The organism is Thalassolituus sp. UBA2009, from assembly GCF_002335285.1.
GTDB lineage: Bacteria > Pseudomonadota > Gammaproteobacteria > Pseudomonadales > Oceanobacteraceae > Venatoribacter > Venatoribacter alkanivorans.
In genome coordinates this window covers 1-5,021 of record NZ_DDCJ01000126.1, presented here as the reverse complement: position 1 = coordinate 5,021, position 5,021 = coordinate 1, and the positions used below count along the sequence as shown (strand labels likewise).

Sequence of the window (5,021 nt, the reverse complement as noted above, 5' to 3'; positions counted from 1 at the left end):
CGTGCGGCGCCAGACAACCAGATGATTCTGTGGCCTTCAGAGCAAAACCCGGCCCCGGAACGATACAAATTGTTGGTACTTAAAAGAGTCGTTCCGGGGCGAATTGTTTTGCGTGCCACATAATCATTGCAGTTGGCTGGATGAAGCCGGACGCGCCGAAAAGAGAGGATCGTAAGGAGATACTTCTCCTTGCAGGGGGCCAGGGGCTTGCCCCGGAAAGGCGTTTCAGGTTGAAAAACAGTTGTCGATTAATGCTGCAATTTGGAGTGACGCGATGTCACTCCAAGCTGTGGGACAGCAGTGGCCATGCGAAAATGCCAGTGGAATAATCAGAGGGTGCTTTTCCTTTATGCCTCTTTTCTCGGTTTAATGTCTTTTTATTTTCCTGATTTCTGTTTCCGTTCTGCGCAATTGCGCAGAATCATCTGCTTTTCTTCCGCACTGGCCGATTGCCAAAAAAGAATTTCACGCAGTGAACGGTAGCAGCCCAGACAAATATCCTGATCATTAAGGCAACAGTTACGGGTGCAGGGTGAAGCACTGTCTTGCATAAATCCTCCCTGTGCCTGTTGGGGCCTGTTTAATTAGTATTATCAGATCCTTGCTTGATTCCTGTCATTACTCATCGCCGGAGGCCAACCGGACACCATTTTTGCCAGCATGCTTTACCCGGTACATGGCTTTGTCGGCCTTGTTGATCAGTGTTTTCAGATCTTGTCCATGTTGCGGATAAAGGGCGATACCCACGCTGGCGCCGATTGTAATATTGCCTTGTTGGGTCACTATGGGCTCTGCCAGAACGCTAATAATTTTTTCGGCAAAGAGGATGGCATCATCGGCGCTTTTTACATCAAGTTGCAGGGCGACAAATTCATCGCCGCCAAAACGGGCAAGCAGGTCGGAAGCGCGCAGTTTATCTTTCAGACGCTGCGCCACATCTTTCAGTACCTGATCGCCGGTTTCGTGGCCATAGCTGTCGTTGACGTTTTTAAAACCGTCGAGGTCGATAAACATGACCGCAAGCTTTTCCTTCATCCGCTTGGCATGGGTGAGTTGTGCGCGGGCCATATCCTGAAATAAATGTAAGGTCGGCAGTCCGGTCAGAGCTTCGTAGTAGGCCATCTGCTGCAGTTTTTCCTGCGCCTCACGGGCATCCTGCAGGGCTTTATGCAGTGAGGTAACATCGTATTCCGACATCAGGATCAGAAAATCACCACTCAGCGGGTGGCGGGTAATGCGGATATCCAGCGTATGGTCGCGCAGTCCGGCAGAGGTTTGCATGCGGTGTGTCCAGCGGCCGCCCCGTTCGGCGATGGCTTTTTCCAGACAACGGGCGCCTTCTGCCGGGTCGGCAAAACGTACGGAAAATTCCGTAATACCATCCGTCAGTGCCGCTGTATTAATCTGTTTGTAGGCCTCCGTTGCTGCCGGGTTTTCGATCACCATGGCGCCGTCAAAGGTGAAGCTGGTGACCAGCACATTGGTGTAACGCATGGCTTCGACCAGCAGCAGATTTTCCGGTGTTTCGCCCAGATTCACTTCTTCGTTGATATAGGCAATGATGCCCCGATGTCTTTGCGGGCCGAGCAACACGGCGCGGTGCATCATATGCAGGGTTTTTGGCTTGCCGTTAGGGTAGGTGGTCCAGGGATCGATGGTCAGCCCCTGACGGGCCGCCAGTTCGAAGGTTTGTGCGGTGCGGTCTTTGGCACCCTGGGTGTCACCGGACAGATCTTTATTAATCAGTTCGTCGACGGTCTTCAGCCCCCAGAAATCAATGGCCGCCTGATTGCCCCACCACCAGCCGTGACGGTCGAGATCAAAAATCCAGACAACATTGGGGATCAGCTCATACAGGCGCAGTTCGTCGTGACTCTGAATATGCACCAGATGGCTGTAGCTGTTTTCCATTCAACGGGTCCTGTGTTGTGGTGTCGTGTCGTGCTGTGTTGGTTGCGCTCTTTTATCTTCAAACTTTAGCATTGGTTGTTGTGGAGAGAAGCCCCGGCGTTATCTTTCCGCATTATTCGCTGTGGCTGGCAAGCCAGTTGCAGACACCATCACCGGCACGCTTTCCACTGGCAAAACAGGCCGTTAATAAATATCCACCGGTCGGCGCTTCCCAGTCGAGCATTTCCCCGGCAACAAAGACACCGGGCAGGGCGCTCAGCATCAGATCTTCATTAACGGCGTTTTGTGTAACACCTCCGGCACTGCTGATGGCTTCGGCGAGCGGGCGTGTGGACGTCGGGCAGGGCAGTGGCATGGATTTTAATGCACCGGCGACGGCCTGATGATCGTGCAGATCAAGCTCCGGGCAGCACTCCTTCAGTAATGCATTGGTGATCGCTGGCAGGTTCAGTTTTTTGCGCAGTACATTGGCGAAGCTCATGCCTTTGCGCGGTTGCTGCAGCTTACTGATGATCTGTTCATGGCTGTTCTGTGGCAGCCAGTCGAGCCAGAGTTGCGCCGGCTTGTCTGATTGTTTGCCTGGCTGCTTCTCTGATTGCTTGCTCAGCATCAGGTCACGCAGCGGGGCACTCAGGGCATACACCAGACTGCCTTCAATACCGTACTGACTGACGATAAATTCGCCTTTACGGCATCCACTGGCTGGCCATGGATGTCGGTCAGCGATAAGGCAATGTTTTTCAGTGGCGTGCCGCCAAAACGCTCGCGGATAAAGTCGCTCCAGGGCAACTCGAAACCACAGTTGCTGGGCAGTAGCGGTGCAATGCTGACGCCCTGTTGTGTCAGCAGGCTCGTACCACTGACCGTCGGAGCCAAGACGAGGCCAGCTGGCGCCGCCTAAGGCCAGTACCACTGCATCGAACTGCTGGTGCTTTTCGCCCTCTGGCGTGCTGAAACGCCAGATTTGTTTGCCGTTTTCCATCTGCCAGCCCTGCCAGCGATGACGCGGATGAATACTGACGCCTTGGCTGCGCAGACGGTGCAGCCAGGCGCGTAACAGCGGGGCGGCTTTCATATCTTTGGGGAACACGCGGTTGGAGGTACCGACAAAGGTTTCGATGCCCAACTCATGAATCCAGCTGCGCAGATTATCCGGGGTAAAATCATCCAGCATCGGCCGCAGCCAGTGGCTGGCGTTGCCGTAACGGCTGACAAAATCTGCGTAATCTTCGGCGTGGGTAATGTTCATACCGCCGACACCGGCGAGCAGGAATTTGCGCGCCACACTGGGCATGGCATCAAACACCTCAACGGCCAGACCCTGGCGGGCTATGCGTTCGGCGGCCATCAGACCGGCAGGGCCGGCACCGATCACGGCAATGCGCGGTGAGGCAGAAGATGAAATGCTGATGCTCATGGTAATCCGGACTGTGTGGGCGGGCAGAAAAACCGGCAGTTTATCATGTTGGCTATGGATTACTGCAGTCAGGCTCAGTCGTCTGGCAGCCCCGCATAACGCCAGCTGCGGAAGTCGTCGTACTGCTCGCTGCTGATGTAATCCTTAAAGCGCATATCGCGCAGAATGCGCTGCATTTTTTTACGCAGGCTCGGAGACCAGTTGCCGTTTTGCACCAGAGTGTAGTGGTAGCGCCGTGGCGATGGCAGCAGCAGGGCGAGAAAAGCGCCTTCGGCAGCGTTCAGCCCGGCGGCGGGTTTGCGGAAATAGTAATGGCTGGCAGCGGCGATGCCATACAGGTTGGGGCCGAATTCGGCCATATTCAGGTACAACTCCAGAATCTGATTTTTGCTCAGCGCCTGTTCCAGATGGCGGGTAGCAACCAGTTCCTGAAATTTGCGCGTCAGGGTTTTCTGGTCGTCGAAAAACAGGTTCTTGGTAGCCTGCTGGCTGATGGTGCTGGCGCCGTATTTCCATTCGCGCTGTTTGATATTTTCGCCCAGTGCGGCGAGGAGGGCGTCATAATCGATGCCCTGATGGCTGAAAAAATCGGCATCCTCGCTCAGTACCACGGCATATACCAGATTGCGGCTGATGGCATCCAGTGGCAGCCATTGCGGGGTAATCACATCAATGCCGCTGGCCTGTTCAAGGCGTTGCTCTGTACGGTTGATGGCCTGTTGCTGCAAATTCTTCATATTAAGCTGCGCAGCGTCCGGCACATCCTGTAACAGCCAGTTGAGCCAGGCGACAGAAGATAACAGCAGCAGCCAGAACAAGGCTCCGGTCAGCAGTAATAAACGTTTCAGCCAGCGGCGTGGATAGTTAAACCAATAGCTAAGCCTGTACTTCAGTGAATAAGACAACCTGCGGCTCCTGTGTGGTGGATTTCAGGTCGTCATGTCGTAACCGCAAGCCCTCAGTCCGCCGGACCGGATATCTGGCCCGGTGTCTGGCTGGGAGTCTGTTTAACTGGCTGGCTGAGTATCGGTTTGCGTATCCGGACGATGACTGATCCTGTACAAACGATAGCCCAATGCGACGGCGGCAGCGCTTAATCCGACCACCAGACCGGTCCAGAAGCCTTCGGCTCCCATCATCATTTGCTCACTGAACGCCAGCCAGTAACCAAGGCCCAGGCCGATCAGCCAGTAAGCAACAAAGGTAATCAGCATCACGGCGACGGTATCTTTATACCCGCGCAGAGCACCGGCTGCAGCGACCTGGATCGCATCCGATAACTGGAACACCGCGGCAAATAACAGCAGACCAGCGGCGGTAGAGACTACGGCCGGGTCTGGCGAGTAGAGGCGGGCGATACTGGCAGCAAACAGCACCATCACGCTGGCGTTAAACATCGAAATTCCAAGATTCAGACCGATGCCAATCCAGGCGGTGCGCCGCGCCAGAACATACTGGCCGGAACCCAGCCAGTGGCCCACGCGTACGGTTAAGGCCATGCCCAGACTGAGCGGGATCATAAAGGTCAGCGACGACAGGTTCAGCGCCACCTGATGGCCGGCAACAATGGTCGGGCCCAGTTCGGTCAGGAACAGGGCAATCACGGAGAACAGACTGACTTCAAAGAAAATCGCCACGCCAATGGGTACGCCAATCTGCAGCATTTCTTTTACCTGAGCCTTCACCGGGCGCA

General features: G+C 54.9%; 5 protein-coding genes. All 5 read right to left on the bottom strand.

The features are described from left to right. Window positions 1-377 precede the first annotated feature (377 nt). Entirely contained in the window at window positions 378-551 is a 174-nt protein-coding gene (locus tag B3P58_RS15445) for a DUF1289 domain-containing protein (RefSeq protein WP_145468864.1), read from the bottom strand. A gap of 67 nt (window positions 552-618) precedes the next feature. Beyond that, a complete protein-coding gene (locus B3P58_RS15440) occupies window positions 619-1,911 on the bottom strand; it encodes a GGDEF domain-containing protein (protein ID WP_230332036.1) in 1,293 nt (430 codons plus the stop codon). 112 nt (window positions 1,912-2,023) lie between these two features. Continuing rightward, complete coding sequence (locus B3P58_RS15435; protein WP_286718898.1) at window positions 2,024-3,328, bottom strand: NAD(P)/FAD-dependent oxidoreductase; 1,305 nt, start codon at window positions 3,326-3,328, stop codon at window positions 2,024-2,026. Window positions 3,329-3,402: 74 nt separating this feature from the next. After that, entirely contained in the window at window positions 3,403-4,233 is an 831-nt protein-coding gene (gene mtgA, locus B3P58_RS15430) for a monofunctional biosynthetic peptidoglycan transglycosylase (RefSeq protein WP_230332038.1), read from the bottom strand. 102 nt (window positions 4,234-4,335) lie between these two features. After that, window positions 4,336-5,021, bottom strand: a 686-nt coding sequence (locus B3P58_RS15425) for an MATE family efflux transporter (protein WP_286718896.1), incomplete at its 5' end; no start/stop codon positions are given.

What these genes read in the sequence shown, in the direction of transcription:
- B3P58_RS15435 (WP_286718898.1), bottom strand. Translation starts at nt 3,328, where the DNA reads ATGAGCATCAGCATTTCATCTTCTGCCTCACCGCGCATTGCCGTGATC.
- B3P58_RS15440 (WP_230332036.1), bottom strand. Translation starts at nt 1,911, where the DNA reads ATGGAAAACAGCTACAGCCATCTGGTGCATATTCAGAGTCACGACGAA.
- B3P58_RS15445 (WP_145468864.1), bottom strand. Translation starts at nt 551, where the DNA reads ATGCAAGACAGTGCTTCACCCTGCACCCGTAACTGTTGCCTTAATGAT.